At 66.2% G+C, this 26135-nt stretch carries 24 protein-coding genes; 16 read left to right on the top strand and 8 right to left on the bottom strand.

Features of this window, described 5'->3' with window-relative positions:
* Nucleotides 1-4 precede the first annotated feature (4 nt).
* From ABE485_RS23780 to lpxC, 4 genes are all read left to right on the top strand, one after another.
* Nucleotides 5-829 (top strand): cell division protein FtsQ/DivIB, encoded by an 825-nt coding sequence (locus tag ABE485_RS23780; RefSeq protein WP_346517708.1) that lies wholly within the window; start codon nt 5-7, stop codon nt 827-829.
* 4 nt (nt 830-833) lie between these two features.
* Nucleotides 834-2060: a cell division protein FtsA gene (gene ftsA / locus ABE485_RS23775; protein WP_006217473.1), complete on the top strand. Its 1227-nt coding sequence runs from the start codon at nt 834-836 to the stop codon at nt 2058-2060.
* A gap of 187 nt (nt 2061-2247) precedes the next feature.
* Nucleotides 2248-3432: a cell division protein FtsZ gene (gene ftsZ, locus ABE485_RS23770; RefSeq protein WP_346517707.1), complete on the top strand. Its 1185-nt coding sequence runs from the start codon at nt 2248-2250 to the stop codon at nt 3430-3432.
* A 241-nt stretch (nt 3433-3673) separates the two neighbouring features.
* The gene (gene lpxC / locus ABE485_RS23765) at nt 3674-4597 is read left to right on the top strand and encodes a UDP-3-O-acyl-N-acetylglucosamine deacetylase (protein WP_346517706.1); all 924 of its coding nucleotides are present in this window, start codon (nt 3674-3676) and stop codon (nt 4595-4597) included.
* A gap of 196 nt (nt 4598-4793) precedes the next feature.
* Here lpxC and ABE485_RS23760 read toward each other — a convergent pair whose 3' ends face one another.
* Nucleotides 4794-5201, bottom strand: coding sequence for a DciA family protein (locus ABE485_RS23760; RefSeq protein WP_346517724.1), 408 nt, complete (start codon nt 5199-5201; stop codon nt 4794-4796).
* Between the two features lie 127 nt (nt 5202-5328).
* Here ABE485_RS23760 and ABE485_RS23755 point away from each other — a divergent pair, with 127 nt between their 5' ends.
* From ABE485_RS23755 to ABE485_RS23730, 6 genes are all read left to right on the top strand, one after another.
* Nucleotides 5329-6303, top strand: a complete 975-nt coding sequence (locus ABE485_RS23755) for a M23 family metallopeptidase (RefSeq protein WP_346517723.1) — start codon at nt 5329-5331, stop codon at nt 6301-6303.
* 190 nt (nt 6304-6493) lie between these two features.
* Nucleotides 6494-9229, top strand: coding sequence for a preprotein translocase subunit SecA (gene secA / locus ABE485_RS23750; protein WP_346517705.1), 2736 nt, complete (start codon nt 6494-6496; stop codon nt 9227-9229).
* Between the two features lie 18 nt (nt 9230-9247).
* Nucleotides 9248-9967 carry a VOC family protein gene (locus tag ABE485_RS23745; protein ID WP_346517704.1) on the top strand — a complete coding sequence of 240 codons (720 nt, stop codon included), beginning with the start codon at nt 9248-9250 and terminating at the stop codon, nt 9965-9967.
* Nucleotides 9968-10156: 189 nt separating this feature from the next.
* Complete coding sequence (locus ABE485_RS23740) at nt 10157-10921, top strand: GntR family transcriptional regulator (RefSeq protein ID WP_346517703.1); 765 nt, start codon at nt 10157-10159, stop codon at nt 10919-10921.
* Nucleotides 10918-11904 carry a tripartite tricarboxylate transporter substrate binding protein gene (locus ABE485_RS23735; RefSeq protein ID WP_346517702.1) on the top strand — a complete coding sequence of 329 codons (987 nt, stop codon included), beginning with the start codon at nt 10918-10920 and terminating at the stop codon, nt 11902-11904. Before ABE485_RS23740 ends, ABE485_RS23735 begins: the two co-directional genes overlap by 4 nt.
* Nucleotides 11905-11969: 65 nt before the next feature.
* A complete protein-coding gene (locus ABE485_RS23730; protein ID WP_346517701.1) occupies nt 11970-13664 on the top strand; it encodes a thiamine pyrophosphate-binding protein in 1695 nt (564 codons plus the stop codon).
* 66 nt (nt 13665-13730) lie between these two features.
* On the opposite strand, the gene ABE485_RS23725 is transcribed toward ABE485_RS23730, so the two are convergent.
* Nucleotides 13731-14267, bottom strand: a complete 537-nt coding sequence (locus tag ABE485_RS23725; RefSeq protein WP_346517700.1) for a cysteine dioxygenase family protein — start codon at nt 14265-14267, stop codon at nt 13731-13733.
* A 191-nt stretch (nt 14268-14458) separates the two neighbouring features.
* Between ABE485_RS23725 and ABE485_RS23720 the strand changes: the two genes are divergently transcribed.
* The 3 genes from ABE485_RS23720 (at nt 14459) to ABE485_RS23710 (ending at nt 16534) form a co-directional block, all read left to right on the top strand.
* On the top strand, nt 14459-15238 hold the full coding sequence (locus ABE485_RS23720; protein WP_346517699.1) for an SDR family oxidoreductase: 780 nt from the start codon (nt 14459-14461) through the stop codon (nt 15236-15238).
* Between the two features lie 66 nt (nt 15239-15304).
* Complete coding sequence (locus ABE485_RS23715; RefSeq protein ID WP_346517698.1) at nt 15305-15763, top strand: Lrp/AsnC family transcriptional regulator; 459 nt, start codon at nt 15305-15307, stop codon at nt 15761-15763.
* Between the two features lie 159 nt (nt 15764-15922).
* On the top strand, nt 15923-16534 hold the full coding sequence (locus ABE485_RS23710; RefSeq protein ID WP_346517697.1) for a gamma-glutamylcyclotransferase: 612 nt from the start codon (nt 15923-15925) through the stop codon (nt 16532-16534).
* A 15-nt stretch (nt 16535-16549) separates the two neighbouring features.
* On the opposite strand, the gene pagP is transcribed toward ABE485_RS23710, so the two are convergent.
* From pagP to ABE485_RS23690, 4 genes are all read right to left on the bottom strand, one after another.
* A complete protein-coding gene (gene pagP / locus ABE485_RS23705) occupies nt 16550-17104 on the bottom strand; it encodes a lipid IV(A) palmitoyltransferase PagP (RefSeq protein ID WP_346517696.1) in 555 nt (184 codons plus the stop codon).
* A gap of 133 nt (nt 17105-17237) precedes the next feature.
* Nucleotides 17238-18710, bottom strand: a complete 1473-nt coding sequence (gene mgtE / locus ABE485_RS23700) for a magnesium transporter (protein ID WP_346517695.1) — start codon at nt 18708-18710, stop codon at nt 17238-17240.
* Nucleotides 18711-18720: 10 nt separating this feature from the next.
* Entirely contained in the window at nt 18721-19131 is a 411-nt protein-coding gene (locus tag ABE485_RS23695; RefSeq protein WP_346517694.1) for an acyl-CoA thioesterase, read from the bottom strand.
* Nucleotides 19132-19237: 106 nt separating this feature from the next.
* Nucleotides 19238-20317, bottom strand: coding sequence for a YeiH family protein (locus ABE485_RS23690; RefSeq protein ID WP_346517693.1), 1080 nt, complete (start codon nt 20315-20317; stop codon nt 19238-19240).
* A gap of 115 nt (nt 20318-20432) precedes the next feature.
* Here ABE485_RS23690 and ABE485_RS23685 point away from each other — a divergent pair, with 115 nt between their 5' ends.
* Nucleotides 20433-21326 carry a LysR family transcriptional regulator gene (locus ABE485_RS23685; protein ID WP_346517692.1) on the top strand — a complete coding sequence of 298 codons (894 nt, stop codon included), beginning with the start codon at nt 20433-20435 and terminating at the stop codon, nt 21324-21326.
* Between the two features lie 6 nt (nt 21327-21332).
* Here the strand turns inward: ABE485_RS23685 and ABE485_RS23680 are convergent, their stop codons facing one another.
* A complete protein-coding gene (locus ABE485_RS23680) occupies nt 21333-22529 on the bottom strand; it encodes a M20 aminoacylase family protein (protein WP_346517691.1) in 1197 nt (398 codons plus the stop codon).
* 76 nt (nt 22530-22605) lie between these two features.
* Between ABE485_RS23680 and ABE485_RS23675 the strand changes: the two genes are divergently transcribed.
* On the top strand, nt 22606-24306 hold the full coding sequence (locus ABE485_RS23675; protein ID WP_346517690.1) for an AMP-binding protein: 1701 nt from the start codon (nt 22606-22608) through the stop codon (nt 24304-24306).
* Nucleotides 24307-24331: 25 nt separating this feature from the next.
* On the opposite strand, the gene ABE485_RS23670 is transcribed toward ABE485_RS23675, so the two are convergent.
* On the bottom strand, nt 24332-25207 hold the full coding sequence (locus tag ABE485_RS23670; RefSeq protein ID WP_346517689.1) for an inositol monophosphatase family protein: 876 nt from the start codon (nt 25205-25207) through the stop codon (nt 24332-24334).
* A gap of 172 nt (nt 25208-25379) precedes the next feature.
* Between ABE485_RS23670 and mnmD the strand changes: the two genes are divergently transcribed.
* Nucleotides 25380-26135: tRNA (5-methylaminomethyl-2-thiouridine)(34)-methyltransferase MnmD (gene mnmD / locus ABE485_RS23665; RefSeq protein WP_346517688.1), on the top strand; the 756-nt coding region annotated here is incomplete at its 3' end.

Here is a 26135-nt window from a genome sequence, read left to right as displayed (position 1 = left end):
TTCCGTGTGGAACGACGCTCGTACTACCAACCTGATCGCCAACACGCTAGCCGTGCTGGCGGTTTGCGCCCTGCTCATCGCGGGCGTGGCGTGGGTGGCGCAGCGTCCGTACTTCACGCTGTCGGCCATCGAGCTGGAATCGATGCCGGACACCGAGCTGCACTATGTGTCGACGGGGGCGGTGCGGTCGGCGATCGCGGGCCGCGTCAAGGGCAATTTCTTCACGGTGGACCTGGACGACGCGCGGGAGATCTTCGAGTCCGTTCCCTGGGTCAGGCATGCGACCGTGCGGCGGATCTGGCCCAACGTGCTGCGCGTGCGCATCGAGGAGCAGCAGCCGCTGGCGCTGTGGAACGAGAACCAGATGATCAACACGTGGGGCGAAGCGTTCACGGCCAACACGGGCGAGGTGGACGACGAGACGGTGCTGCCGCAGTTCTCCGGACCCGACGGCACCGAATCGCTCGTCGTGCAGCGCTACGCGGAACTGGCGCGCTGGTTCGCGCCGCTGGACATGCATGTGGATCAGTTGGAACTGAGCCCGCGCTACGCCTGGCGTGTCGTGCTGTCCAACGGCATGCTGCTGGACCTGGGCCGCGATCCGGGCGCCGACGCGCCGGATCCGCACGGCCTGCCGGGGGCGCTGCCGTTCGCGGCGCGCATTCAACGCTTTGTGCAGGCGTGGCCCGCCGTGTCGGGGCGCCTGGAAGGGCGCACCATCACGCAGGCCGACTTGCGCTATCCCAATGGTTTCGCCCTGGCGCTGGCCCCGTTGCCTGCGTCGGAAACCAAATCCAAATCAACACCGAAACCTCCCAAGAAACGCTAACGCCATGACCCGTGACATCAAGGACCTTATCGTCGCCCTCGATATCGGCACCAGCAAGGTGGTGGCTGTGGTGGCTGAAATCCTGCCTGAAGGCCGCTTCGAAGTGCTTGGCCTGGGCCAGCACGAATCGCGCGGCATGCGCAAGGGCGTGGTCGTCAATATCGAGACCACTGTGAATTCCATCCAGCGCGCGCTTGAAGAAGCCGAGCTGATGGCAGATTGCAAGATTCGAGACGTCTACACCGGCATTGCCGGCAGCCATATCCGCAGCTTCAATTCCAGCGGCATGGTCGCCGTGAAGGACAAGGAAGTCACCGCCACCGACGTCGCCCGCGTCATCGAGACCGCCAAGGCGGTGAACATTCCGACGGACCAGCAGGTGCTGCACGTGCTGACCCAGGAGTTCATCGTCGACGGCCAGGAAGACATCCGCGAACCCATCGGCATGAGCGGCCTGCGCCTGGAAGTGCGCGTGCATATCGTGACGGGCGCGGTCAGCGCCGCCCAGAACATCGTCAAGTGCGTGCGCCGCTGCGGCCTGGAAGTGCAGGACCTGATCCTGCAGCCGCTGGCGTCGAGCCTGGCCGTGCTGACGGCCGACGAGAAAGAGCTGGGCGTGGTGCTGGTCGACATCGGCGGTGGCACCACCGACGTGGCGATCTTCACCGGCGGCGCGATTCGCCATACCGCCGTGCTGCCGATCGCCGGCGACCAGATCACCAACGACATCGCCGCGATGCTGCGCACGCCCACGCCCGATGCCGAGGAAATCAAGCTGCGCTACGGCGTCGCCAAGCAGGTGCTGGCCAGCCCCGACGAGTCCGTCGAAGTGCCCGGCCTGGGCGACCGCGGCCCGCGGCAGGTCAAGCGCCAGGCGCTTGGCGCCGTCATCGAGCCGCGCGTGGAAGAACTGTTCACGCTGGTGCAGCAGGTGGTGCGCGACTCCGGCTATGAAGACCTGCTGGCATCCGGCGTGGTCCTGACCGGCGGGTCGGCGCAGTTGCCCGGCATGATCGAACTGGCCGAGGACGTGTTCCTCAAGCCCGTTCGCGTGGCGGTGCCCGAATACGAAGGCAGCCTGGCCGACGTGATGCGCAATCCGCGCTTCTCGACCGTGATGGGACTGCTGCAGGAAGCGCGAATGCAGCGTGTGCGAGGCCGCAAGGTGGCTGCGCAGACGGGCAATTTCAAGAGCCTGCTGGCGCGCATGAAGGAATGGTTTATGAATTAAAGGGTGCAGGTTGGGGCCTGCTCCTTGGTGCGAACCGCGGCTGTATTGCGGGGTGTGCCAGAAAGAGGAGGCGTCTCAAACCCGTCGCGGACCTATGTAGTCGGCATCGGCTTTGAGGCGATTCACAAAATATAGGTTGTTGGGGAATTTTTGTGATTTGCAAAATCGGACTTGTGAGGGAGTCATCATGATGAACTTTGAGATGCTTGAGAACAACACCAAAGGGACCGTAATCAAGGTCGTTGGTGTGGGCGGTGCGGGCGGCAATGCCGTGGCGCACATGATTCGCAGCGGCGTGCACGGCGTGGATTTCATCTGCGCCAACACCGATGCGCAGGCGCTGGCGGCCACGAACGCGCCGGTGCAGATCCGTCTGGGCCGCACCGGCCTGGGCGCGGGCGCCAAGCCCGAGCAGGGGCGCGCGTCGGCTGAAACCGCGCGCGAAGAGATCCGTGCCGCGCTGAATGGCGCGCACATGGTCTTCATCACCGCCGGCATGGGCGGTGGCACCGGCACCGGCGCAGGTCCGGTCGTGGCCGAGGTGGCGAAGGAACTGGGCATCCTGACCGTGGGCGTGGTCACCAAGCCCTTCACCTTCGAAGGCAACAAGCGCCTGAAGATGGCCGAGGACGGTATCTCGGAACTGGCCAAGCACGTGCATTCGCTCATCGTGGTGCTCAACGAGAACCTCTATGAACTGATGGACGAGGACGCGACGCAGGAAGACTGCTTCCGTTCCGCCGACGACATCCTGCACAACGCGTGCGCGGGTATCGCCGAAATCATCAACGTCGAAGGCAACGTCAACGTCGACTTCGAAGACGTGAAGACGATCATGGGCGAGCAAGGCCAGGCCATGATGGGCACGGCGTCGGCATCGGGCGCGGACCGCGCACGCGTTGCCGCCGAGCACGCCATTGCCTGCCCGCTGCTGGAAGGCGTGGACCTGAACGGCGCTCGCGGCGTGCTGGTCAACATCACCGCCAGCCGCTCGCTGAAGATGCGCGAAACGCGCGAAATCATGGAAACCATCCGCAGCTACGCTTCGGACGACGCGACCGTGATCTTCGGCACCGCCTACGACGAGTCCATGGGTGAAAACCTGCGCGTGACCGTGGTTGCAACCGGCCTGGGCCGCGCGCAATCCCGTCCGCAACTGGTGCAGACGACCGCTGAAGTGCTGCGCACCGGCACCGACAACATGCCCATGGGCACGATGCCGGCCGGTCAGGGCGGCGACTACCGCAACCTGGACATGCCGTCGGTCATGCGCAATCCGCGCAGCCAGGCGTCGGCCCAGGTGCGCGCGCTGGAAAGCTCGGGTATGGATCATTTCGACATCCCGGCCTTCCTGCGCAAGCAGGCGGACTGAACCTTAGGGCCGGTCAACGGCTCTAATTGCACTCCCTCATCTCCGGCTCGCCTGTCCCCACGGGCGAGCCGGAGGCGGAGCGGTCCGTGTTTCCCTTGCACGGCATCAAAAAAGGGACGGAGGTATCGGTCGATCCGCGCGCCAGATGGCGGCAAGGGTCGGACAGAGTTACAATACATCGGTTACGCCGGCAATCTGATCGTTATCTTGCTGGCTTCCTGATTCAAATTCCCCAAGTCCCATGTTCCGACAGCGCAGCATTCAGAATCTCGTCCGCACGACAGGCGTCGGCGTCCACTCAGGACGGCGGGTGGAGCTCACCCTGCGCCCGGCACAGCCGAATACGGGCATCGTCTTTCACCGCGTAGACCTGCCGCAGGTCGTCGACCTGCCTGCCCAGGCCATGGGCGTGGGTGACACCCGCATGGCGTCCGTGCTGCAGCAGGGCAATGTCCGCGTGTCGACCGTGGAACATCTCATGTCGGCGTTGGCCGGCCTGGGAATCGACAACCTGCACATTGACCTCACTGCCGAAGAAGTCCCCATCATGGACGGCAGCGCGGCGACGTTTGTTTATCTGTTGCGCTCGGCGGGCATCGTCGAGCAGAACGCGCCCAAGCAATTCATCCGTGTCCTGAAGCCGGTGGAAGTGCGTGAAGGCGAAGGCCGCAACGAGAAATGGGCGCGGCTGGAACCGCATGAAGGTTACGCGCTGGCCTTCTCGATCGACTTCCGCCATCCCGCCATCGACTCGACCGCCAATTTCGCCGAAATCGATTTCGCCACGCATTCGTACGTGCGCGAGATCGCCCGGGCGCGCACCTTCGGCTTCGTGAATGAAGTCGAAGCCCTGCGGTCGATGGGCTTGGCTCGCGGTGGCAGCCTGGACAACGCCATCGTCATGGACGAGTACCGCGTGCTCAACAGCGACGGTCTGCGTTACGACGATGAATTCGTCAAACACAAGATCCTGGACGCCATCGGCGACCTGTATCTCCTGGGCAAGCCGCTGGTGGCGCGCTATGTGGCGTGCAAGTCGGGCCACGGCCTGAACAACCAGTTGGCCCGCGCGCTGCTGGCGCAGCAAGACGCCTGGGAACTGATCACCTATGAATCGCAGGCCGAAGCGCCGCAGGCGTTTCGCCACGAATGGAAGCTGGCCTGAGGCCAGGCTTTCCCTCTGAACCCGCGCACGGGGGCCGTCCCCGACCGAACGCGCGGGTTCCTGCTTAAGGATGGCGCTGGTCGCCACCCGCTAGCGCAATAGTCGCAAACCGGTAGCAGACCATCCGGCCATCGGTCTGAAAACATGGTTTCGCTACGTTTCCGCACGCTTGCCGTGGCGGACAAAGCTGCGGTGCTCAGCTACCCTTGTGGTGTTTCAAGAGCTTGGCGACCGCATCGGCCAACGGGCCCGGGCGCAGATTGTCGTGCAGCGTTTCAAAGGCCCCCAGGGCCTTGTCGCTGAGGGGTTGCGCCTCTTTGGGAGGGCGCGCCTGACGGGCGCCGGGCTTGGGCAAACCCGCTTGTACCTTGATGGCAATTTCGTTAAGGTTCCAGCCTTGGTCCGCCAGCGACCGCGCAACGCGCGGAGCCAATTGACGCATCTTGGCCGCATGGGCGGCGGTGGGCACCACCAGGTGCAGGCACTGGTTTTCCAGCTTGCCCACCTGGCATACGGCGCCAAGCGGGGCGGGCAACACCGCCGCCACCGCGTACTGAATTTGCAAGTGCTTGCGGGCGGTCGCCAACACGCCGGCGCCCCGCATGTCATGACCCAGCCATCCCAGGGCGGTATTTTCCCCACGCCGGCTGGCACTGGAACGTTGACGGTATGAAGAGGGTCTATTCATGCCGGCTCTAAGAATTAGGAAGCAAATCTTGAAAATAGTGATTATGCACGCCCGTGCCGGGCAGGACGGGCATTTCACCCTGGGCGGCGCGCGTCTGGCGCTGTTCCTGGGGGGCGCCCTGATCACGGCGGCGATCTTTGGCGCCGCGCTACAGCGCTACATTACTCCCATCCTGCCCGCCGTACACACCATGGGCTGGCCGCTGTCCGAACAACCGGGCCGCGACGCCGATTTCCTGCGCGGGAACATGAATCTGCTGGCAGCCAAGGTGGGCGCGCTGCAGGCCAAGCTGGTCAGCATCGACGGCCTGGGCCAGCGCGTGGCCAAGGTGGCCGGCGTGGCCTACACCGATCCGGAACTGGCCAAGCAGCTGGCGACGGCTCAGCCCGAGGCGCTGGCGCAGCCCGAGGCCACGCACGTCATGGACGATCTGTTCACCGATCATCCCCCCCCCAGCGAGGCCTCGGCCGAGGCCCTGGGCCGCCAGCTGGACGAAATACAGGCGCGGCTGTCGCAGCAGACCGACAACCTGAAGCTGCTGGACGCCGCCCTGACCAAGCGCTCGGCGGATCAGGCGCGCATGCCGACCGCCATGCCGATCACCGACTACCCGTATCTGTCGTCTTCCTATGGTTGGCGCCGCAATCCGGTGACGGGCCGCTCGGCCATGCACGAAGGGCTGGACTTCGCCGCGCCCTCCGGCACGCCCATCCTGGCCGCCTCGGGCGGCGTGGTCCTGGAGGCCAAGTGGCAGCCCGGCTTCGGGAACATGGTCGAAATCGACCACGGCGACGGCCTGATCACCCGCTACGCCCATGCCTCGTCCCTGATGGTCAAGCAGGGGCAGCTCGTCGAGCGCGGCCAGCAAGTGGCCCGCGTGGGCAGTTCGGGCCGCTCGACGGGCCCGCACCTGCACTTCGAGGTCCGCCTTGCGGGACAGCCGCTGGATCCGCGCCTTTTCCTCGGACCGCAGCCACAGCATGCGCCGCCCGCGGTGGCTCAGGCCGCCGCGCCTTGAACCCTTGCCGGATTGGCCGGTCAAACCGGCCAACAGTGCTACCCTGGTCATAGGTCCAGGCTATTACGCTCCAGGTGCGTTAAACTGGTTCGTTTTCCGGCGGACCCCCGCTCAACCAATAACATCAAGTCACGGGTGACGCTGCTCCAGCGCTTTCAGGTGCGGCGTGGCTCGTGCGGCCGACATACGCATGGTTTCTCTGCTCAAAAAACTCATAGGCAGCCGCAACGACCGGCTGCTTAAGCAGTATCGCAAGCTGGTAACCCAGATCAACGGGCTCGAACCCAAGATCTCCGCGCTCTCCGATACGGAGCTGGCGGCCAAAACCGAGGAATTCCGTTCCCGCCACGCCCAGGGCACGTCCCTGGACGACCTGCTTCCCGAGGCCTTCGCGGTTGTGCGCGAAGCGGGCAAGCGTGTGTTCGGCATGCGCCACTTCGATGTGCAGATGTTGGGCGGCATCGCCCTGCACAACGGCAAGATCGCCGAAATGCGCACGGGCGAAGGCAAGACGCTCATGGCCACGCTGCCCGTCTACCTGAACGCCATCGCCGGCAAGGGCGTGCACGTGGTCACGGTGAACGACTACCTGGCCCGCCGCGACGCCGAATGGATGGGGCGCCTGTACCACTTCCTGGGCATGAGCACGGGCGTGGTCGTGCCGCAGCAGCCTAACGAAGAGAAGAAGGCCGCCTACGCCGCCGACATCACTTACGGCACCAATAACGAATTTGGTTTCGACTACCTGCGCGACAACATGGAATTCCGTGTTGAGGACCGCCGCCAGCGCGTGCTGTTCTACGCCATCGTCGACGAAGTGGACTCGATCCTGATCGACGAAGCCCGTACGCCGCTGATCATTTCCGGTCAGGCCGAAGACCACACCGAACTCTACATCCGCATGAATGCGGTGCCGCCGCTGCTCAAGCGCATGGCCAGCGAGCCCAAGCCGCAGGAGCCGGAACCCGAAGGCGACTACTGGGTCGACGAAAAGAGCCAGCAGGTCTACCTGTCGGAAGCCGGCCACGAGAACGCCGAAGCCATCCTTGGCCGTCTTGGCATCCTGCCTGAAGGCGAGTCGCTGTACGACCCCCGCCATATCGCGCTGATGCACCACCTGATGGTGGCGTTGCGCGCCAACACCCTGTTCTTCCGCGACCAGCAGTACGTCGTGCAGGACGGCGAGGTGGTGATCGTTGACGAATTCACGGGCCGCCTGATGGTGGGCCGCCGCTGGTCCGATGGCCTGCACCAGGCCGTCGAAGCCAAGGAAGGCGTGAAGATCCAGCACGAGAACCAGACGCTGGCCTCGATCACGTTCCAGAACTACTTCCGCATGTACGAAAAGCTGTCCGGCATGACCGGTACGGCGGATACGGAAGCGTACGAATTCCAGGAAATCTACGGGCTCGAAACGGTCATCATCCCGACCAACCGGCCCATGGTCCGCAAGGACCAGAACGACCAGGTCTTCAAGACCGATGGCGAAAAGTACAACGCCATCCTGGAAGACATCCGTGATTGCCACGAGCGCGGCCAGCCCGTGCTGGTCGGCACCACCAGCATCGAGAACTCCGAGCTGCTGTCGGGCCTGCTGAAAAAGGCCAAGCTGCCGCACGAAGTGCTGAACGCCAAGCAGCACGCCCGCGAAGCCGAAATCGTTGCCGAAGCCGGCAAGCCGGGCCACATCACCATCGCCACCAACATGGCGGGCCGCGGCACCGACATCGTGCTGGGCGGCAGCGTCGACAAACAGGTTGACCTGATCCGCGCCGACGAATCGCTGTCCGAGGCCGACAAGGCTGCGCGCATCGAGAAGGTGCGCGCCGAATGGAAGCCGCTGAACGAGCAGGTCAAGGCCGCCGGCGGCCTGCGCATCATCGGCACCGAACGCCACGAATCCCGCCGTATCGACAACCAGCTGCGCGGCCGCGCCGGCCGCCAGGGCGACCCGGGTTCGTCCCGCTTCTACCTGTCGCTGGAAGATTCGCTGATGCGCATCTTCGCGGGCGACCGCGTGCGCGCCATCATGGAGCGCCTGAAGCTGCCGGAAGGCGAGCCCATCGAGGCCGGCATGGTGACGCGTTCGATCGAGACCGCGCAGCGCAAGGTCGAAGGCCGCAACTTCGACATCCGCAAGCAACTGCTTGAATACGACGACGTCGCCAACGACCAGCGCAAGGTGCTGTACTCGCAGCGCAACGACGTGCTGGAAGCCGCGAGCGTCGGTGCCACCGTGCACAACCTGCGCGACGCGGCCGTGACCGAGCTGTTCAACACCTACGTGCCGCCGGAATCGGTGGAAGAACAGTGGGACATCCCCGCGCTGCAAAAGGCGCTGGAAGCCGACTGGCACCTGCATCTGCCCTTGACCGAGATGCTGGAAAAGGAACCCAACCTGAACGACGAAGAACTGCGCGAACGCGTGGTGGCCGCGGCGCGGGATGCGTACCAGGCCAAGGTCGACCAGGTCGGCGAAGAATCGTGGTCGCAGTTCGAGCGTTCGATCATGCTGCAGGCGATCGACACGCACTGGCGCGAACACCTGTCGGCGCTGGACTACCTGCGCCAGGGCATCCATCTGCGCGGCTATGCGCAGAAGAACCCCAAGCAGGAATACAAGCGCGAGGCCTTCGAACTGTTCTCGGGCATGCTGGACCGTGTGCGCGACGACGTGGTGCGCGTGCTGATGACGGTGCGCGTGCAATCCTCGGAACAGGTCGAGCAGGCCGAAGCCGAGGCGGCGCAGGCGCATGTGCAGAACGTGCAATACCACCACTCCGACTACGACGAAGCCCTGGCCTCGAACGCGTCGGACGAAGGGGCCCAGCCCGTGCGCAATGCCTTGCCCAAGGTCGGTCGCAACGACCCGTGCCCGTGCGGCAGCGGCAAGAAGTACAAGCAGTGCCACGGCAAGCTGGTCTGATAGAAAGGGATCGCCATCATGCTGCATTCCGTCGGCCGCACTGAATTCGACCACGCTGTCGTCATGGTGCGCGACCGGCTGGATGCGCTGGCGCCGCACTTCGAACGCCAGGGCTTTCACCTGAGCGAAAAGGCCGTGCACAACCTGGGGTCGTGCAACCGCCTGATCGTGCTGGAAGGCACGTACGTCGAACTGCTGGGCTGGCCGCCGGGCGCGCCGCCGGCGCGCAAGGAAATCGCCGATTCGCCGTTCGGGCTGGAAGCGCTGGTGTTCCGCACATACGACGCGCAAGCGACTTACCAGCGGCTGCAGGACGCCGGCTTTGCCGTGAATCCCGTGCAGGAACTGACCCGACCCGCCCTGCTGGACGGGCAGGAAGTCCAGGCCCGTTTCCATACCGTGCGCTTTGCCGAGCAGCCCCTGCCCGGCATCCGCATGTATTTCTGCCGACACCTGACGCCCGAATGCGTCTGGTCCCCGGAACTCATGGCGCATCCCAACGGCGCCAGCAGCCTGCATGGCATCGATGCCCGCGCGGCCGACGCCCGCGGCGTTGCCGAGCGCCTGGCCCTGGTGGCCGGCGTCACCGCCGAAGCCGCCAATGGAGGCTGGGACGTGCCGTTGGCCAACCTGCGCATCCATGTGCAGCAGGACGCCGCCGCCCAGACCCCAGTGCTGTCCACGCTGACCCTCGAAAACCGGGACGGCGCCCACTACACGCTGGACACCGGGCTGTAAGCGATCCCGGTCGGTTCCTCTCCCGTCTGGCCGATCGAGGCCGGGCGCTTTCTCCCTGTCAGCGCTTTTGTGCCCGAATTGTCTCGGGGGCGATTGCGCGCGTCCGGGCAAACCCGGGTTGCCGATCAAAGTGTATGCACTTTAGTATGCACTTCACTTACAGGTGGAAACGATCTCAGGCGACCTCGCATGACGCTTAACCACGCAGCAGTCCGACCCGTTGCCCGGCCGTCCCGCACGTCGGCCGGCCAGGCCGAGCTGTACGGCGCCGTCAAGGCAATGGCGGTGCGTTTCGAGTTCAAGCCTGGCGAACGCATCAACGAGGTTGAGTTGGCGCGCCGGCTGAACGTCAGCCGCACGCCGCTGCGAGAGGTGCTCAACCAGCTCATGGTCGAGGGATTTCTCACTCGCTCGGTCAATCGGGGCTTCATCGCCCGCCTGCTGGACGCCAAGCAGATCCACAGCCTTTACGAATACCGCGCGGTGCTGGAGGCCGGCATCGTGCGCGCCGCCTGCGAGCGCGCGACCGACGAAGAATTGGCCAGCCTGCGGGCGTTCGTCGAGCGTTCGCGCGACGAACCGGAAGACAGCGACGCGGCGCGGCTGCTGGAACTGGACGAAGCTTTCCACTTGGCGCTGGCGCGCTACTCGCGCAACGACGAATTCGTGCGGGCCCTGGAAAGCGTCAATGCGCGCATCCACTTCGTGCGCTGGATCGATATGCAGCAGGGCCGCCGCGGCCATACGCAGGGCGAGCACCTGCGCATCGTGCAGGCGCTGGAACGGCGCGACGTCGACGCCTTGCCCGCGCTGATCAGCGCGCACATCGGGCGACGGCTGGACCAGATCACCGACGTGATACGCACGGGCTTTTCTACGATTTACATGCGGGACCAGGCCGGACCCGCCACGACAGCGCCGGCCAACACCACAACAGCAGGGGAAATCGAATGAATCACACGATCAAGCGGGTACTGGCAGCGGTATGCACGCTGGCCGCGGCAGGAGGCGCCTTTGTCGCCACGCCGGCGGTCGCCGAGGAACGGCCGCTGATCCTTGTCGTGCCATATCCGCCGGGCGGCAGCACCGACATCCTGGCTCGCATTTTGCAGCCGCGCCTGTCGCAGCAGATGGGCGGCCGCCCGGTGGTGGTCGAGAACCGCCCCGGCGCCGCCAGCCAGATCGCGACGGCCTTCGTGGCGCGCGCGGAACCGGACGGCAACACGCTGCTGGTCAGCTTCGACAACCATGGCATCAACCCGGCTGTAAAGCCCAAGCTGCCCTACGACACGTTCAAGGACTTTGTCGCCATCGGCCAGACCGTGCGCTTTCCGCTCGTGATCGGCGCGAATCCGGGCGTGCCTGGGGACAACCTGAAGGAATTCCTGGCAGCCGCCGCCAAGCAGCCGCCCAACAAGTTCAACTACGCCTCGACCGGCGTGGGTTCGCTGAACCATCTGGCGCCTGAAGAGCTGAAGCGGCTGTCCAAGGTCGAGCTGCTGCATGTGCCTTATGGCGGCGGCGGCCCGGCCATCCAGGCCGTGGTGGGCGGACAGGCCAACATGACGTGGCTGAGCTTCGCCGCGCTGCGCGGCCAGATCCAGGGGGGCAAGATCAAGCCGCTGGCCGTGGCCGGCGAAAAGCGCCTGCCCGAGCTGCCCAACGTGCCGACGGTGGCGGAATCCGGATTCCCGGGGTTCGTCGCGTACTCGTGGAGCGGCATGTTCGCGCCGAAGGGCACGCCCGAGGCCACCGTGAAGAAGCTGACCGCCGACTTCCAGGCCGTCCTGGCCGACCCGGAAATCCGCAAGAAGGTCACCGAAGCGGGCTTCGAGATCGTTGCGTCCGACGGTCCGGCGCTGGATGCGTACGTGAAGTCGGAATACGACCGCTGGAGCGCCTTCATCAAGAGCAGCAACATCAATCTGGACAACTGAGCGGCGCAGCACCGGGCGGCGGCAGGCCGCCGTCCGACCCCGCCGAAGAAATACGTGGAGAAGACATGGAAAACATGAACGGCGCCGAAGCCATGGTGCGGATGCTGCAACACAACGGCGTCAAACATATTTTTGGCCTGTGCGGCGACACCACGCTGCCGTTCTACGATGCGCTGTACCGCCTGGATCACGGGATGCAGCACATCCTGACCCGCGATGAGCGCAGCGCCGGCTACATGGCCGACGCCTACGCGCGCGTGACCGGCAAGGTCGGCGTGTGCGAGGGCCCCAGCGGCGGCGGCGCGACCTATCTGCTGCCGGGACTGGTGGAAGCCAACGAATCCTCGATTCCCGTCCTGGGCATCACGTCGGACGTGGCGGTGGGTTCGCGCGGCAAGTATCCGCTGACGGAACTTGACCAGGAAGCGCTGTACCGGCCGCTGACGAAATGGAACCGCACGATCGACCGCGCGGACCAGATCCCCGGCATGGTGCGCGCGGCCTTCCGCGCCATGACGACCGGCAAGCCCGGCTCCGCGCACCTGTGCTTTCCCTACGACGTGATGAAGCAGCAGGTGGACGCGTCGGACGTGTGGGCGCAGCCCGAACACGGCCGCTTCCCGGCCATGCGCTTCGCGCCGGATCCGGCCGACGTCGCGCGCGCCGCGCAGCGTCTGGTGGGCGCTCGCGCGCCGGTGATCATCTGCGGCGGGGGCGTGGTCATCGCCGGCGCCTGCGGCGCCTTGCTGGCATTGGCGGAAGATCTCAAGGCCGCGGTGTGCGTGACCGTGAGCGGGCAGGGCAGCCTGGCCGACACGCATCCGCTGAATGCGGGCGTGGTGGGCTCCAACGGCGGCGTGATGGCCACGCGCGACGTGGTGGCCGCCGCCGACGTCGTGCTGTTCGTCGGCTGCCGTGCGGGGTCGACTTCCACCGAACACTGGCGCTTCCCGAACCGCGATGTGCCGATCCTGCACATCGATATCGATCCGATGGTCATCGGCGCCAACTATCTGACGGAAGTCGGCCTGGTGGGCGATGCCAAGCTGGCGCTGGAGGCGCTGGGCGCCGAGGTGCAGGCGCGCCTGGCGCACCGGCCTTCCGACGCCACGGACGGCGCCGTGCTGGCCGGCCGCGCCAAGGCGGCGCGCCGGGCGCAGCTGGAACCGCTGGCCAACAGCCTGGATGCGCCCATCCGTCCCGAGCGCGTGGTGCAGTCGCTGAACCGCCTGCTGCCCGACGACGCGGTGGTCTGCGCCGATCCCGGCACGCCTTGCCCGTATTTTTCCGCTTACTACGACGTGTCGCGCCCCGGCCGCCATTTCATCACCAACCGCGCCCACGGCGCGCTGGGGTTCTCGATGTCCGCCGCGCTGGGCGCATGGGTCGGTCGTCCGCAGTCCAAGTGCGTGTCGGTGATGGGCGACGGCAGCTTCGGCTTCACGGTGGGCGAACTGGAGACCATCGTGCGGCACAAGGCGCCGCTGCTGATGGTGGTGTTCTCGAACTCGGTCTACGGCTGGATCAAGGCCAGCCAGAAGGCCGGCTACGACAAGCGCTACTACAGCGTGGACTTCAACCGCACCGACCATGCGCGCATCGCCGAAGCCTACGGCGTGAAGGCGTGGCGGGTCGAGGATCCGTCCAAGCTGGACGCCGCGATCAAGGCCGCCATGGAGCACGACGGCCCCGCCTTGATCGACGTGGTGGCGCAGCCGCTGCAGGACGCCGCCGCGCCTGTCAGCCAGTGGATGGGTTGACGCGCCCAGATTGAACGCGCGCGGACGGGGCCCTTCGGGGCCCCGTTTTTCATTGGAATGCCGGGGTCAGGCGGCGCTGGCCGTGTCCACCAGATGGTTGACCCCGGTGCACAGGTCCGCCTGGTCCACGCCATAGATGTGCAGCGAGACGGCGACGCGGTCGCCGCCGTTGCCCAGCCGGTGGATGTGGCGCAGGCCCTGCGAGGCGGTGACGATCTCGCCCGGGCGGCGGACGGCTTGCCCGCACGGCACCGCAATGGCCGCGTCGGGATTCCAGCGGTAATGGGTTTCGGTGAGTTCGCCCTGCAGGACCTGATAGGTGCACCAGGTCTTGTGCCCGTGTACCGGGCTGAACTGGCCCGGTCGCCAGATCAGGTAGGCGATGGTGAACGAGCCATGCGGATCCGCGTACGCGATATGACGGGTGTAGGACTCGGCGCGGCCGTCGCGCAGGGCTGGCGGCAGGTTCCGCAGCATGTCGCCGGCGTGGGCGACGCTGGCGGCAAGGTCGCGCAGCAGGGTGCGGGCGGCGTTCATCTGGGCGGCCTGCACGGATTCGCACAGCGATTGCAGGTCGGCGCAAGCAGGTTGGACGTTGGCCATGGCATACCCCTGGAGGCAAGATTTCATTCATCTTAGGGGCTTCGCGCCGGAATGCCTTTGCCAAATTCGGCGGCTGCAGGCGGCGGATTAGAAAAAAATTCCATCCCGCCAGGCGCACTCCTATACTGGACCGCTTCGGGGCGGCGGGCCGCTGGGGCATGCCGCCAACAACGCGTCGGCAGGGAGCAGGCATGGATCTGGGGATCAGCGGCAAGAAGGCACTTGTTTTTGGCGGCAGCCGCGGCATGGGCCGGGCCTGCGCCCTGCAATTGGCGAAAGAGGGCGTGGCGGTGACCATCGCGGCCCGCAATCCCCAGACGCTGGAGCAGGCCGCGGCCGAGATCTCGCGCGAAACCGGCGTGGGCGTGGGCTGGGTGTCGGCCGACCTGACGCTGCCTCAAGGGCGCGACGCGGCCATCGCCGCCTGTCCGCACCCCGACATTCTCATCAACAACGCCGACGGTCCGTTGCCCGGCGACTTCCGCGACTGGTCCCACGATGACTGGATCGGCGCGCTGGACGCCATGATGCTGGGCCCGATCGACATGATCCGGCGCGTGGTGGACGGAATGGTCGAGCGGCGCTTCGGCCGCATCGTCAACATCGTGTCGCGCAGCGTGAAGGCGCCGCACGCCGAGCTGGGCCTGTCCAACGGCGCGCGTTCCGGCCTGATCGGTTTCGTGGGTGGATTGGCCCGACAGACCGTGCGCCACAACGTCACCATCAATAATCTGTTGCCGGGCGCCTTCGCCACCGATGCGCAGGCCCGCCACATACAGGGCATGCTGGAGCAGTCCGGCAAGACCTTCGAGCAGCTCTGGGACGAACGGGCGCGCTCGAATCCCGCCGGCCGCTACGGACAGCCCGAAGAACTGGGCGCCCTGTGCGCCTATGTCTGTTCCGCGCATGCGGGCTACATGACCGCGCAGAACCTCCTGATCGACGGGGGCGGCTACCCGGGAACCTACTGAGGGCGCCTGGCTGGATGCGCGCGGCAGTTAAAGGCAAGATTGGCACCGTTCGCGTCAAGGAAACCCATGGATCAGACGGACATCAAGATTCTGGCGCTGCTGCAAAAGGACGCCACCTGTTCGGTCGCCGATATCGCGGAAAAGGTGAACCTTTCCGTCACGCCATGCTGGCGCCGCATCCAGAAGCTGAAGGACGATGGCGTCATCGCGCGCAACGCGATTCTGCTGGATCCGCGCGCCCTCGGGCTGAACCTGACGGTGTTCGTGTCCATCCGGACCAGCCAGCACAACGAGAAATGGACGCAGAGCCTGATCAACGCGGTGATGGCGCTGCCCAACGTGGTCGAGTTCCACCGTATGGCTGGCGATGTCGACTATCTGCTCAAGGTCGTGGTCGAAGACATGGCCGCCTACGACCGCTTCTACCGCCGCCTGATCGGCGCCGTTGACTTGCTGGACGTCAGCGCCAGCTTCTCGATGGAAGTCATCAAGAGCACCACGGAACTGCCCCTGGACGCGGTGTAGCCGCGGCCGCGCAATTTTTTTCCCGGGACCGGGGCTGGCGCGGATGCAAATTTCCTTCAGCGCGTTGCGGACGGCCAATCTCGCAATTCTTTTGCGCGGGCGGCGGCGTAGGATATCGCTCATTCCAGCCTTGGAATGAACGGGATATCAGAGGACCCTATGTCGTTGGCAGTGCCCGCCGGCTGCGCCGGATTGGAAAAATCTCGGCAAGCGCTTTCGGTGGATGACCTTCTGGTTGGCTGGAACGGCGCCGATGACCTGTGGGTGTTCGCGTACGGTTCCCTGATCTGGCATCCCGGCTTCACGTGGCGCGAGCGGCGCCTGGCCACCGTGCGGGGCTACCACCGGTCCCTGTGCCTGTGGTCCCACGATCATCGCGGGTCGCCGGACAATCCCGGCCTGGTGTTCGGGCTGGACCGCGGCGGCTGCTGCCGCGGCGTCGCCTTCCAGATCGCCGCCTGCGACGTGCCCGCCGTGTTCCAGGCGCTGTGGCGCCGTGAAATGGTCACGGGCGCCTACAGCCCCCGCTGGCTGACTTGCCATACCGAAGCGGCGCCGGTGCGCGGGCTGGTGTTCCTGCTGAACCGGGCATGCCGGGAATACGCGGCCGATCTCTGCGACGACCGCCTGCTCGCGTCGGTGCGCAATGCGGTGGGGCACTCCGGCCCCTGCCTGGACTATGTGGTGGAAACGGCGCGCGCCTTGCGCGCGCACGGCATCGACGACTGGCGCCTGGGAGACCTGGTCCGCAAGCTGGGCCACGCGTTCTGACGCCCGGCCGCGGGCTCAGAAGTGCCAGCGGCCGAACACGAACAGCACGTTGCCAGCGCCGCTGGAGCCGGGGATGTAGGTGGCGTACAGCATGGCGTCCTTGTAGCCCGCGCTCACGAGCGGCAGGATGCCCGGAAACGGCACGTAGCTCATGATGTCGTGGCGCGCGGTCAGGAACACCGTGTAGCCGGCGCCCAGGCGGAAATTGTCGCTGACCTGTCCGATCTTCAGGAAGCCGTAGCCGGCGATGGGCTGGACCTTGGAGTGCGAATCCAGGAACGCCATGGCGTACAGGCCCTGCCAGTCGCCGTCTTCGTCGTAGATGCTGCGGCCATAGCCCCCGCCCCAGGCCAGTTCATTGAAGCTGTCGATCTTTTCGCGGCTGTATTTGGAGCGGTTGTGCCACGCGTATCCGCTGACGTACAGGTCGTTTCCGCCTTCCGTCCAGATCTGGTCGAGGCGGTTGCAGGCCGACTTTGCCCACGAGGGCATATCGTCGCAAGCATGGGCGGGCAGGGCGAAAAGCGAAAGCAGCAGGCAGAGCAGCGCAGCGCGGAGTCTGGCGGTCATTGCGGGACATAGGGAAAGATGACAATCCCATTACTGTAATGGAGTGATCGTCATCTTCCCTGTCAGCGGGCTGTCAACGGCCGCCTGCAGGCCGCATCGGTCCGAAAACCGCCCGGATGGTGTGGCGCGGGGACTACAACAGGAAGATGGTGGCCAGGCCCAGGAAAATGAAAAATCCCAGGGAGTCGGTGGCGAAGGTGAGCAGCACCGACGATCCCATCGCGGGATCCTTGCCGAACCGCGCCCGCACCATGGGGACCAGCACGCCGACCGACGCGCCGACCAGCATGTTGCAGATCATGGCGGCCATCATCACCAGCGCGATGGACAGCGAATGCGAGATCACCCACGCGAACAGCGCGGCCACCACGCTGCCGCACAGCCCCACCAGCAGCGTCACGAACAGCTCGCGCTTGACCAGCTGCCACAGGTTGCGCCCGGTGATCCGGCCCATGGCAAGCGCCCGGATGATCAGCGTCATGGTCTGATTGCCGGAGTTGCCGCCGATGCCCGCGACAATCGACATGAGGAACGCCAGGATGACGATCTGGCTGACCGTGCCTTCGAACTGGGATGCCACGAATGAGGCCGTGGCGGCGGTACAGAGGTTGAACAGCAGCCACGGCGCGCGGTTGCGCAACGCCGTGGAGACCGGCGCGAAGATGTCTTCTTCCTGAAGACCGGCGCGGGACAGCGCCTGTTCCTGCGAGTCTTCGCGCATCACGTCCACCACGTCGGCGATGGTGACGCGGCCGATGAGGCGGCCCTGGTCGTCCATCACGGGGGCGGACACCAGGTCGTAGCGTTCGAAGGCGCCGGCGGCGTCGGCGTCGGAATCCAGCGGATTCAGGGTCAGGAAGTCCGAGTTCATGACGGCGCGGACTTCGGTTTCGGGTTCGCTGACCAGCAGGCGCGACAGCGGCAGGATGCCTTGCAGCTTGTCCTGGCGGTCGACCACGAAGATCTGGTCGGTGTGGTCGGGCAGTTCGTGCAGGCGGCGCAGGTAGCGCAGGACCACTTCGAGGGTGACGTCCTCGCGCACGCGGACCATCTCGAAGTCCATGATCGCGCCCACGCTGTCTTCCGGATAGCCCATGGCTTCCAGCAGCTGCGCGCGCTCTTCCTCGGTCAGGCCCTTCTGGACTTCCGCCACGACGTCCGGCGGCAGGTCTGGCGCCAGGTCGGCCAGCTCGTCGGCGTCCATGCTTTCGGTGGCGGCGACCAGGTCCTGGCGGTCCATCGCCTCGATCAGCGACTCGCGGACCCAGTCTTCCACTTCCAGCAGGACGTCTGCGTCGTGCTCGGGGCTTACCAGCTTCCAGATGGCCTGGCGCTCGTCCTTGGGCAGCGACTCCAGGATGAAGGCGATGTCCGCGGGGTGCAGGCCGTCGAGCAGGGTCTTGAGTTCGGCCTCGTGCTGGCGATGCACCAGGTCTTCGACCAGCGGCGCCTTGGCGTCGCCTTCTTCCTGGCGATGCACCAGGTCGGCAACCAGCTGCTGGCGCCGCAGGCGCTCCTGCACCTCGGCCAGGGCGGTCTGGGCGTCTTCCGGGTCGAGGCGGCGGGGCGTCGCGGGCGGTTTCTGCGCGGCGGCGGACTGCGTCATGCGTTACGGCTCAAAGGGTGGGGAGGGGGCGGCTGCGCCGCGCTTCGTCGGTGGCGACGTACGTCAGCGTGGCCTCGGTGACCTTGACGACTTCGGCGTCCAATCGCTGACGTTCCGCGTAGACCTCGACGGACACCGTGATCGACGTGGTGCCGGTCTTGACGATGGATGCGTAGAAGCTGAGCAGGTCGCCCACGAACACGGGCTCTTTGAACTGGAAGGCATTGACCGCAACGGTGGCCACGCGGCCGGCGGCGCGGCGGGCGGCGGGGATCGATCCGGCGATGTCCACCTGGGCCATGATCCAGCCGCCAAAGACGTCCCCGTGGATGTTCGCATCGGCCGGCATCGGCATGACGCGCAACACCGCGTCGCGATGGGCAGGCAGAGTCGTAAACGGGGTTTTGGTGCTGGAGGTCATGCGGCCGGCTCCGGTGCTAGGGAACCAGCCGATTATGCAGGAAAAACGAGACGGCGGCGTGCGCGGCGGCGGTGTGCCGCCGCGCCTTGCGGCCGCGCACCGGGCATCAGCTGGCCAGCTTCACGATCCCGTAGCCGCCAACCAATAGCCAGGCGTACAGGATGAGGCCCAGGGCCATCACGCGCGGGCCGGCCTTCTTGATCTGGGCGAAGCGGGTTTCGATGCCCAGCGCGGTCATGGCCATGGTCAGGGCGAAGACGTCCAGCCGGCGGATGGCGGCGACCAGGTCTGCGGGAATGATGTCGAGCGAATTGATGATGGCCAGCACCAGGAACCCGACCGCGAACCAGGGGATGGGCAGCTTGGCGCCCTTGCCCTGGCCGCCGGCCTGGGCGGCGGCGCTGCGCAGGTACATGCCCAGCACCAGCAGGACGGGCACCAGCAGGGCCACGCGGGTCATCTTGACGATGGTCGCGACTTCGGTGGTGGCGGGGTCGATGTTGCTGGCGGCCCCCACGACCTGCGCCACTTCATGGATGGTCCCGCCGATATAGATGCCGAGCGCCTGGGTGTCCAGGCCGAGCCAGCCCGCGTGATAGAGCACGGGATACAGGAACATGGACAGGGTGCCGAACAGCACCACCGTGGCCACCGCCACGGCGCTCTTGTGGGGGGCGGCGCGCAGCGTGGGCTCGAACGCCAGCACGGCGGCCGCGCCGCAGATTGCGCTGCCCGCCGAGGTCAGCATGGCGGTGTCGCGGTCCAGCCCCAACAGGCGCTGGCCGACCACCGTGCCGATCAGCAGGGTGCCCACCACTACCGCCACCGACACGGCAAGGCCGGGCAGGCCGACGGCCACGATCTGCTGGATGCTGATGTTCAGGCCATAGAAGGCGACCGCGATGCGCAACAGGCGCCGCGCGGTGAAATTCACGCCCACGCCCCAGTCGGCGGGCATGGTGCCGCGCAGGAAGTTGCCGTACAGCATGCCGCAGACGATCCCCACGACCAGCGGCGAAAAACCCAGTTGGCGGATGAAGGGCAGGTCGGCCAGCTGCATCACCGCGCCGGCCATCAGGCCCACGAACAGCACGCCATTGAGCTTGTCGCGCCAGGGTGTGGCGGCGGTGGCTGGGGCGGTCGGGCTGGCGGGCAAGGGGACGGCGGTGCTGGTGGAGGTGTTCATCACGGGGCCTTTTCGGCATAACTACATAACTAGACGAAATATTAAATCTGCGCTTATTATTTGAAAAATCTTTAATTTAAATAATTAATATCGGAAATTCTGATAATTAAGCAGCATGACCCCGGACCAATTGCTCACTTTCGCCACCGTGGCCGACAGCGGAAACATCAGCCGCGCGGCCCAGGCGCTCCATCTCTCGCAGCCCGCGGTGTCGGGCCAGCTGCGTTCGTTGCAGGAATGGTTCGGCGAACCCCTGTACCGCCGCAGCGGTCACGGCATTGCCCTGACCGAGGCGGGCGAACGCCTGGCCGAGCAGGCCCGGCAATTGCGCCAGGTGTACCGGCAGGCGCAGGCCGTGCGGGATTCATGGCGAGGGCTTGAAACCGGAGACCTGCGCCTGGGGGCCAGCACGACTCCCGCCAGCTATCTGCTGCCGCGGCTGGTGGCGGACTTCCGCCACGCTTTTCCCGCGGTGAGCCTGCACCTGTCGGACGGCAACACGCGCGAGATCGTCGAACGACTGCCCGCGCTGGACCTGGCGTTCATCGAGGGGGACGTGCCCGCGGGCCTGCCGGCCGACACCGCGGTCCACGCCTGGCGGCAGGATGAAGTCGTGGCGATCGTGCGTGCGGACCATGCGCTGGCGGGCAAGGGCGCCGTCACGCTGCGCGACCTGGCGGCGTCGGCGCTGGTCATGCGCGAACCCGGCTCCGGCGTGCGCCGGCTGGTCGAGCGGGCTTTCAGCGACGCCGGTTTGGCGCCGTCCGTCGGGCTGGAACTGGCGGGTGTGGAAGGGGTGAAGCAGGCGGTGCGGGCGGGGCTGGGCGTGGGATTCGTGTCGGTGATGTCGATGCGCCACGAAGACGGGGCCTTGGCGGCGCTGCGCCTGCTGCCCAGGCCGCTCACGCGCACGCTCAGCATCCTGGTGCCGCATGCGGACGCCGCCGCCCGCGCCGCCGGCCGCTTCCTGGCGATGTGCCTGGCGGTGGGCGAGACGGACGGCGGATAGCGGGCGTCAGGCCTTGGCCAGGCGCTTGAGCGCCAGCTGGACCCAGTAGGTGCCGCCCAGGGGCAGCAGTTCGTCGTTGAAGTCGTAGCTGCCGTTATGCAGCATGCAAGGGCCCAGGCCGTGGCCGCTGTCGCGGTGTTCGCCGGTGCCATTGCCGATCCAGACGTAACAGCCCGGCAGTTCCTGCAGCATGAAGGCGAAGTCTTCCGCGCCCATGGTGGGCTGCACATTGGCGTTGACGTTGGCTTCGCCGACGATGTCGCGCAGCACGCCCGCGCAGAACTCGGCTTCATCGGGATGGTTGATGGTGGGCGGATAGTTGCGCTGGAATTTGAATTCCACTTCGCAGTCCATCGCCGCGCAGGTGTGGCGCGCGATTTCTTCCATGCGGCGCTCGATCAGGTCCAGCACATCCAGCGTGAAGGTGCGCACGGTGCCGCGCAGTTCAGCGTGGTTGGGCACGACGTTGTCCGCGCTGCCGGCGTGGATCTGCGTGATGCTGAGCACGGCGGCATCCAGCGGATTGCGGTTGCGCGTGATGATGGTCTGCAGCGATTGCGCCATCTGCACCGCGGCCATGACCGGGTCGATGCCCAGGTTGGGCATGCCGGCGTGCGTGCCCTTGCCCTTGACGATGATCGAGAATTCGTTGCTGGACGCCATGATGGGGCCGGGCGTCAGGCCGAACTGGCCGGGCTTCATGCCGGGCCAGTTGTGCATGCCGAACACGGCTTCCATCGGGAATCGGGTGAACAGGCCGTCGTCGATCATGCGCTTGGCGCCGCCGCCGCCTTCCTCGGCAGGCTGGAAGATCACATAGACGGTGCCGGCGTAGTCGCGGTGCTGCGACAGATACTGCGCGGCGGCCAGCAGCATCGCGGTGTGGCCGTCGTGGCCGCAGGCGTGCATCTTGCCTTCGTTCTTGCTGGCATGCTCGAACGTATTGGCTTCCTGCATGGGCAGCGCGTCCATGTCGGCGCGCAGGCCCACCGCGCGGTCGCCCGGCTGGTTGCCGCGGATGATGCCGACGACGCCGGTGCCGCCCAGGCCGCGGTGGATCTCGATGCCCCATTCCTCGAGCTTGGCCGCGACCACGTCGGCCGTGCGGAACTCTTCGAATGCCAGTTCGGGATGCGCGTGGATATCGCGGCGGATCTTGGAAATATCGTGGTGCCAGGCGACGATGGGTTCAAGGAGTTTCATGGGGAGTTCGGACGGAATGAAGGGAACGCAGCCAGGGTATCATCAATCAAAAATCTATTTAATGGAGACAAATACCATGACGCGTCCGTGGCTCGCTCATTATCCGCAAGGCGTTCCGTCCGAGATCTCCACCGAGGGCTATTCCTCGCTCACCGACTTGCTGGACCGGGCCTGCAAGCAGTACGCGCCGCGCATTGCCTGCACGGCGATGGGCAGCGACATCACCTACGCCCAGCTGGACGCCCATGCGCGCGCATTCGCCGCCTGGCTGCAGGGGCTGGGCCTGCCCAAGGGGGCGCGGGTGGCGCTGATGATGCCCAACGTGCCGGCGTATCTGGTCGGCATGCTGGGTTCGCTGCGGGCGGGCATGACGGTCGTGAACGTCAATCCGCTCTACACCGCCGAAGAGCTGCAGCGCCAGCTGCTGGACAGCGGCGCGTCCGTCATCGTCATCCTCGAGAATTTCGCGCACACCCTGCAGCGGGTGGCCGACCGCGGCCAGCTCAAGCACATCGTCGTGACCGGCCCTGGCGACCTGCTCGGCGGCCTGAAGGCGCCGCTGGTCAACCTGGGCGCGCGCTATATCAAGAAGATCGTGCCTGCCTGGCATATCGACGGCGCGCTGTCGCTGCCCAAGCTGTTGCACGAAGGCGCGCACATGCCTTTCAACCCGCCCGCGATATCGATGGACGACGTGGCGGTGCTGCAGTACACGGGCGGCACCACGGGCGTGCCCAAAGGCGCGATGCTGTCGCATCGCAACCTGGTGGCGAACGTCCTGCAGACGGAAGCGGTGGCGCAGCCGGTCATCCACGACCTGGCCGACCAGCAGCTCACCATCATCAGCGCGTTGCCGCTGTACCACGTGTTCGCCATGACCGTCTGCGGCCTCTATGCCATGCACGCGGGCATGCGCAACGTGCTCATCATCAATCCGCGCGACCAGCCTTCGCTGATCAATGCGTGGCGCAAGACGCCGGTCAATATCTTCCCGGGCGTCAATACGCTGTTTAACGCGCTGGCGCACAACGAAGATTTTGCGCGCCTGGACTTTTCCGGCCTGCGGCTGACGCTGGGCGGCGGCATGGCGGTGCAACAGCAGGTGGCCGAACGCTGGCTGAAGATCACCGGCCGGCCCCTGATCGAAGGCTACGGCCTGTCCGAGACCTCGCCCGTGGCGACGGTGAATCCCACCAATGCGACGGCGTATTCCGGTTCCATCGGGCTGCCGCTGCCGTCGACCGACGTCGCGATCCTGGACGATGCGGGCCATGAAGTGCCGCTGGGCGAGCGTGGCGAAGTCGGCATCCGCGGCCCGCAAGTCATGCTGGGCTATTGGCAGAAGCCCGACGAAACCCGGGACTCGATGACCGCCGACGGCTTTTTCCGCACCGGCGACATCGGCATCATGGACGAGCAGGGCTACACGCGCATCGTGGACCGCAAGAAGGACATGATCGCGGTGTCCGGCTTCAAGGTCTATCCGAACGAGGTCGAAGCCGCGGTGGCGCAGCATCCGGGCGTGCTGGAATGCGCGGCGATCGGCGTGCCGGACGAGCATTCCGGCGAGGCCGTCAAGGTGTTCGTCGTGAAGAAGGATTCGTCGCTGACCGAGGCCCAGGTGCAGGAATGGTGCAAGGAAAAGCTGACGGGCTACAAGCGCCCGCGCTTCGTGGAATTCCGCGACGAACTGCCCAAGAGCAACGTGGGCAAGATCCTGCGCCGCGAACTGCGGCCCGACGCGCAGGCCGCCGCGTCCGCGGGCACCTCGGCCTGAGGCGGGCAGGCCGCCTCGGGCGGCCTCAGCCTTTCTTTTCCAGGTGCGGCGCGATCATTTCATGCAGCGCGCGTTCGATGGCCGGATTGCCCGCCACGACGCGCCCGCCGATCGGCCACGGGTCCTGCTTGTGCATGTCCGAGCACGCGCCGCCCGCTTCACGCAGGATGAGCGTGCCCGCGGCGACGTCCCAGGGCGCCAGGCCCATTTCCCAATAGCCGTCGTAGCGGCCGCAAGCGGTCCAGGCCAGGTCCAGCGCGGCCGCGCCCATGCGGCGCACGCCGCGCGCGCGGTTGATCGCGTCGTGCAGCATCGGCATGTATTGCGCGGCGAAAGAGAAGTCCCGGAACGGAAAACCGGTGGCCAGCACGGAATCTTCGATGGTCTGCGTGCGCGAGCACGAGATGCGCCGCCCGTTGAGCCAGGCGCCGACGCCGTACACGGCGGTGAACAGCTCTTCGCGGCACGGGTCATAGACCACGCCGATGACCGGCGTGTCTTCCGCCAGGACCTGGTTGGCGGACATGGACGTGCCGGCATGCGCGATGAGCGCGATCGACACGGCGTAATGCGGGATGTCGTGCAGGAAGTTGGTGGTGCCGTCGAGCGGGTCGATGTACCAGGTGGCGGCGCCTTGCGCCTTGCCGCCCGTTTCTTCGGCGACGATGCCGAACTTGGGCGTTCGGGATTTGAGTTCCTGGATGATCGCGGCTTCGGCTTCGCGGTCCGCCTGGGACACGAGATCGTTGCGCGCCTTGCGATCGATCACGAGATCGGCACGATGGTGCGCGTAGGATTGCAGGATGGCGGCGCCGGCATGGGCGGCCGTGACGGCCGCGTCGATCGCGGCGCACAGGTCGATGGGCGAGGCCAGCGATTGGGGCTGATCGTAGGTATCCATGAAACCAGTGTAAGCCCATGTATGCGTCAAACCCGTGGCAATGGGCCGAATCCGAGGCGCCACGTGGTGTGCATCCAACGCGGGCGCGCCTCAGAGCCGATAATCTGCGTTTGCCAAACCCTGTTTTCTATTGGACTCGATTGTTGTGACTTACGTTCCCCTGACTTCTGCAATGGTTGATTACGACGCGGATGGCAGGCTGTACAGCCCTGCCTACGGCGACGTGTATCACTCGCCTTCGGGAGCGCTGGGGCAGGCCGAACATGTCTTTCTGCGCGGCAACGGGCTGCCCGAGCGTTGGCGCGGACGCGAGTCATTCACGGTCTGCGAGACGGGGTTCGGCCTGGGCCTGAACTTCCTGGCCCTGTGGAAGGCCTGGCGCGACGATCCGCAGCGGCCTGCGGCGCTGCATGTCGTCTCGATCGAAGGCCATCCGTTTTCCCGCGGCAACCTGTCCGCGCTGCTGGAGCAGTACGCGCCCGAGCCGCTGGCAGAACTGGGGCGCAGCCTGGCCGCGCAATGGCCGGAACTCCTGCCCGGCCTGCACCGGCTGGAATTCGAGAATGGCGCCGTCTCCCTGACGCTGGGCTTTGGCGATGCCCGCGTGCTGGCGCCCCGCCTGGACGCGCGCGTCGACGCCTTTTTCCTGGATGGCTTTGCCCCCGAGCGCAACCCCGACATGTGGGCGCTGCCCCTGCTGCGCGACCTGGCCGCGCTGGCCGCACCGCAGGCCACCGTCGCCACTTGGGCCTGCACCGGCGAACTGCGCCGCGCCCTGGGGGAGGCCGGATTCGATGTGCGGCGGGCTGCCGGATATGGGGGCAAATGGCACATGACGGTCGGGGTGGCGCGGACGGCGGGCCATTTGGCGGCTCCCGCGCCGCGTTCGGGCGGGCGGCATGCGGTGGTGGTGGGGGCGGGGCTGGCG

It is taken from the genome of Achromobacter spanius, from assembly GCF_039673305.1.
GTDB lineage: Bacteria > Pseudomonadota > Gammaproteobacteria > Burkholderiales > Burkholderiaceae_B > Achromobacter > Achromobacter spanius_F.
Note: the sequence above shows the minus strand (reverse complement) of the source record. Positions and strands in the feature narration are given on the sequence as shown.

Coding starts and splice junctions, on each gene's coding strand:
- ABE485_RS23745 (WP_346517704.1), top strand. CDS start 9,248: ATGCTGCATTCCGTCGGCCGCACTGAATTCGACCACGCTGTCGTCATG.
- ABE485_RS23720 (WP_346517699.1), top strand. CDS start 14,459: ATGGATCTGGGGATCAGCGGCAAGAAGGCACTTGTTTTTGGCGGCAGC.
- ABE485_RS23730 (WP_346517701.1), top strand. CDS start 11,970: ATGGAAAACATGAACGGCGCCGAAGCCATGGTGCGGATGCTGCAACAC.
- ABE485_RS23735 (WP_346517702.1), top strand. CDS start 10,918: ATGAATCACACGATCAAGCGGGTACTGGCAGCGGTATGCACGCTGGCC.
- ABE485_RS23685 (WP_346517692.1), top strand. CDS start 20,433: ATGACCCCGGACCAATTGCTCACTTTCGCCACCGTGGCCGACAGCGGA.
- ABE485_RS23680 (WP_346517691.1), bottom strand. CDS start 22,529: ATGAAACTCCTTGAACCCATCGTCGCCTGGCACCACGATATTTCCAAG.
- lpxC (WP_346517706.1), top strand. CDS start 3,674: ATGTTCCGACAGCGCAGCATTCAGAATCTCGTCCGCACGACAGGCGTC.
- ftsA (WP_006217473.1), top strand. CDS start 834: ATGACCCGTGACATCAAGGACCTTATCGTCGCCCTCGATATCGGCACC.
- ftsZ (WP_346517707.1), top strand. CDS start 2,248: ATGATGAACTTTGAGATGCTTGAGAACAACACCAAAGGGACCGTAATC.
- ABE485_RS23675 (WP_346517690.1), top strand. CDS start 22,606: ATGACGCGTCCGTGGCTCGCTCATTATCCGCAAGGCGTTCCGTCCGAG.
- secA (WP_346517705.1), top strand. CDS start 6,494: ATGGTTTCTCTGCTCAAAAAACTCATAGGCAGCCGCAACGACCGGCTG.
- mgtE (WP_346517695.1), bottom strand. CDS start 18,710: ATGACGCAGTCCGCCGCCGCGCAGAAACCGCCCGCGACGCCCCGCCGC.
- ABE485_RS23670 (WP_346517689.1), bottom strand. CDS start 25,207: ATGGATACCTACGATCAGCCCCAATCGCTGGCCTCGCCCATCGACCTG.
- ABE485_RS23710 (WP_346517697.1), top strand. CDS start 15,923: ATGTCGTTGGCAGTGCCCGCCGGCTGCGCCGGATTGGAAAAATCTCGG.
- ABE485_RS23760 (WP_346517724.1), bottom strand. CDS start 5,201: ATGCGGGGCGCCGGCGTGTTGGCGACCGCCCGCAAGCACTTGCAAATT.
- ABE485_RS23725 (WP_346517700.1), bottom strand. CDS start 14,267: ATGGCCAACGTCCAACCTGCTTGCGCCGACCTGCAATCGCTGTGCGAA.
- ABE485_RS23715 (WP_346517698.1), top strand. CDS start 15,305: ATGGATCAGACGGACATCAAGATTCTGGCGCTGCTGCAAAAGGACGCC.
- ABE485_RS23695 (WP_346517694.1), bottom strand. CDS start 19,131: ATGACCTCCAGCACCAAAACCCCGTTTACGACTCTGCCTGCCCATCGC.
- ABE485_RS23740 (WP_346517703.1), top strand. CDS start 10,157: ATGACGCTTAACCACGCAGCAGTCCGACCCGTTGCCCGGCCGTCCCGC.
- ABE485_RS23755 (WP_346517723.1), top strand. CDS start 5,329: ATGCACGCCCGTGCCGGGCAGGACGGGCATTTCACCCTGGGCGGCGCG.
- ABE485_RS23690 (WP_346517693.1), bottom strand. CDS start 20,317: ATGAACACCTCCACCAGCACCGCCGTCCCCTTGCCCGCCAGCCCGACC.
- pagP (WP_346517696.1), bottom strand. CDS start 17,104: ATGACCGCCAGACTCCGCGCTGCGCTGCTCTGCCTGCTGCTTTCGCTT.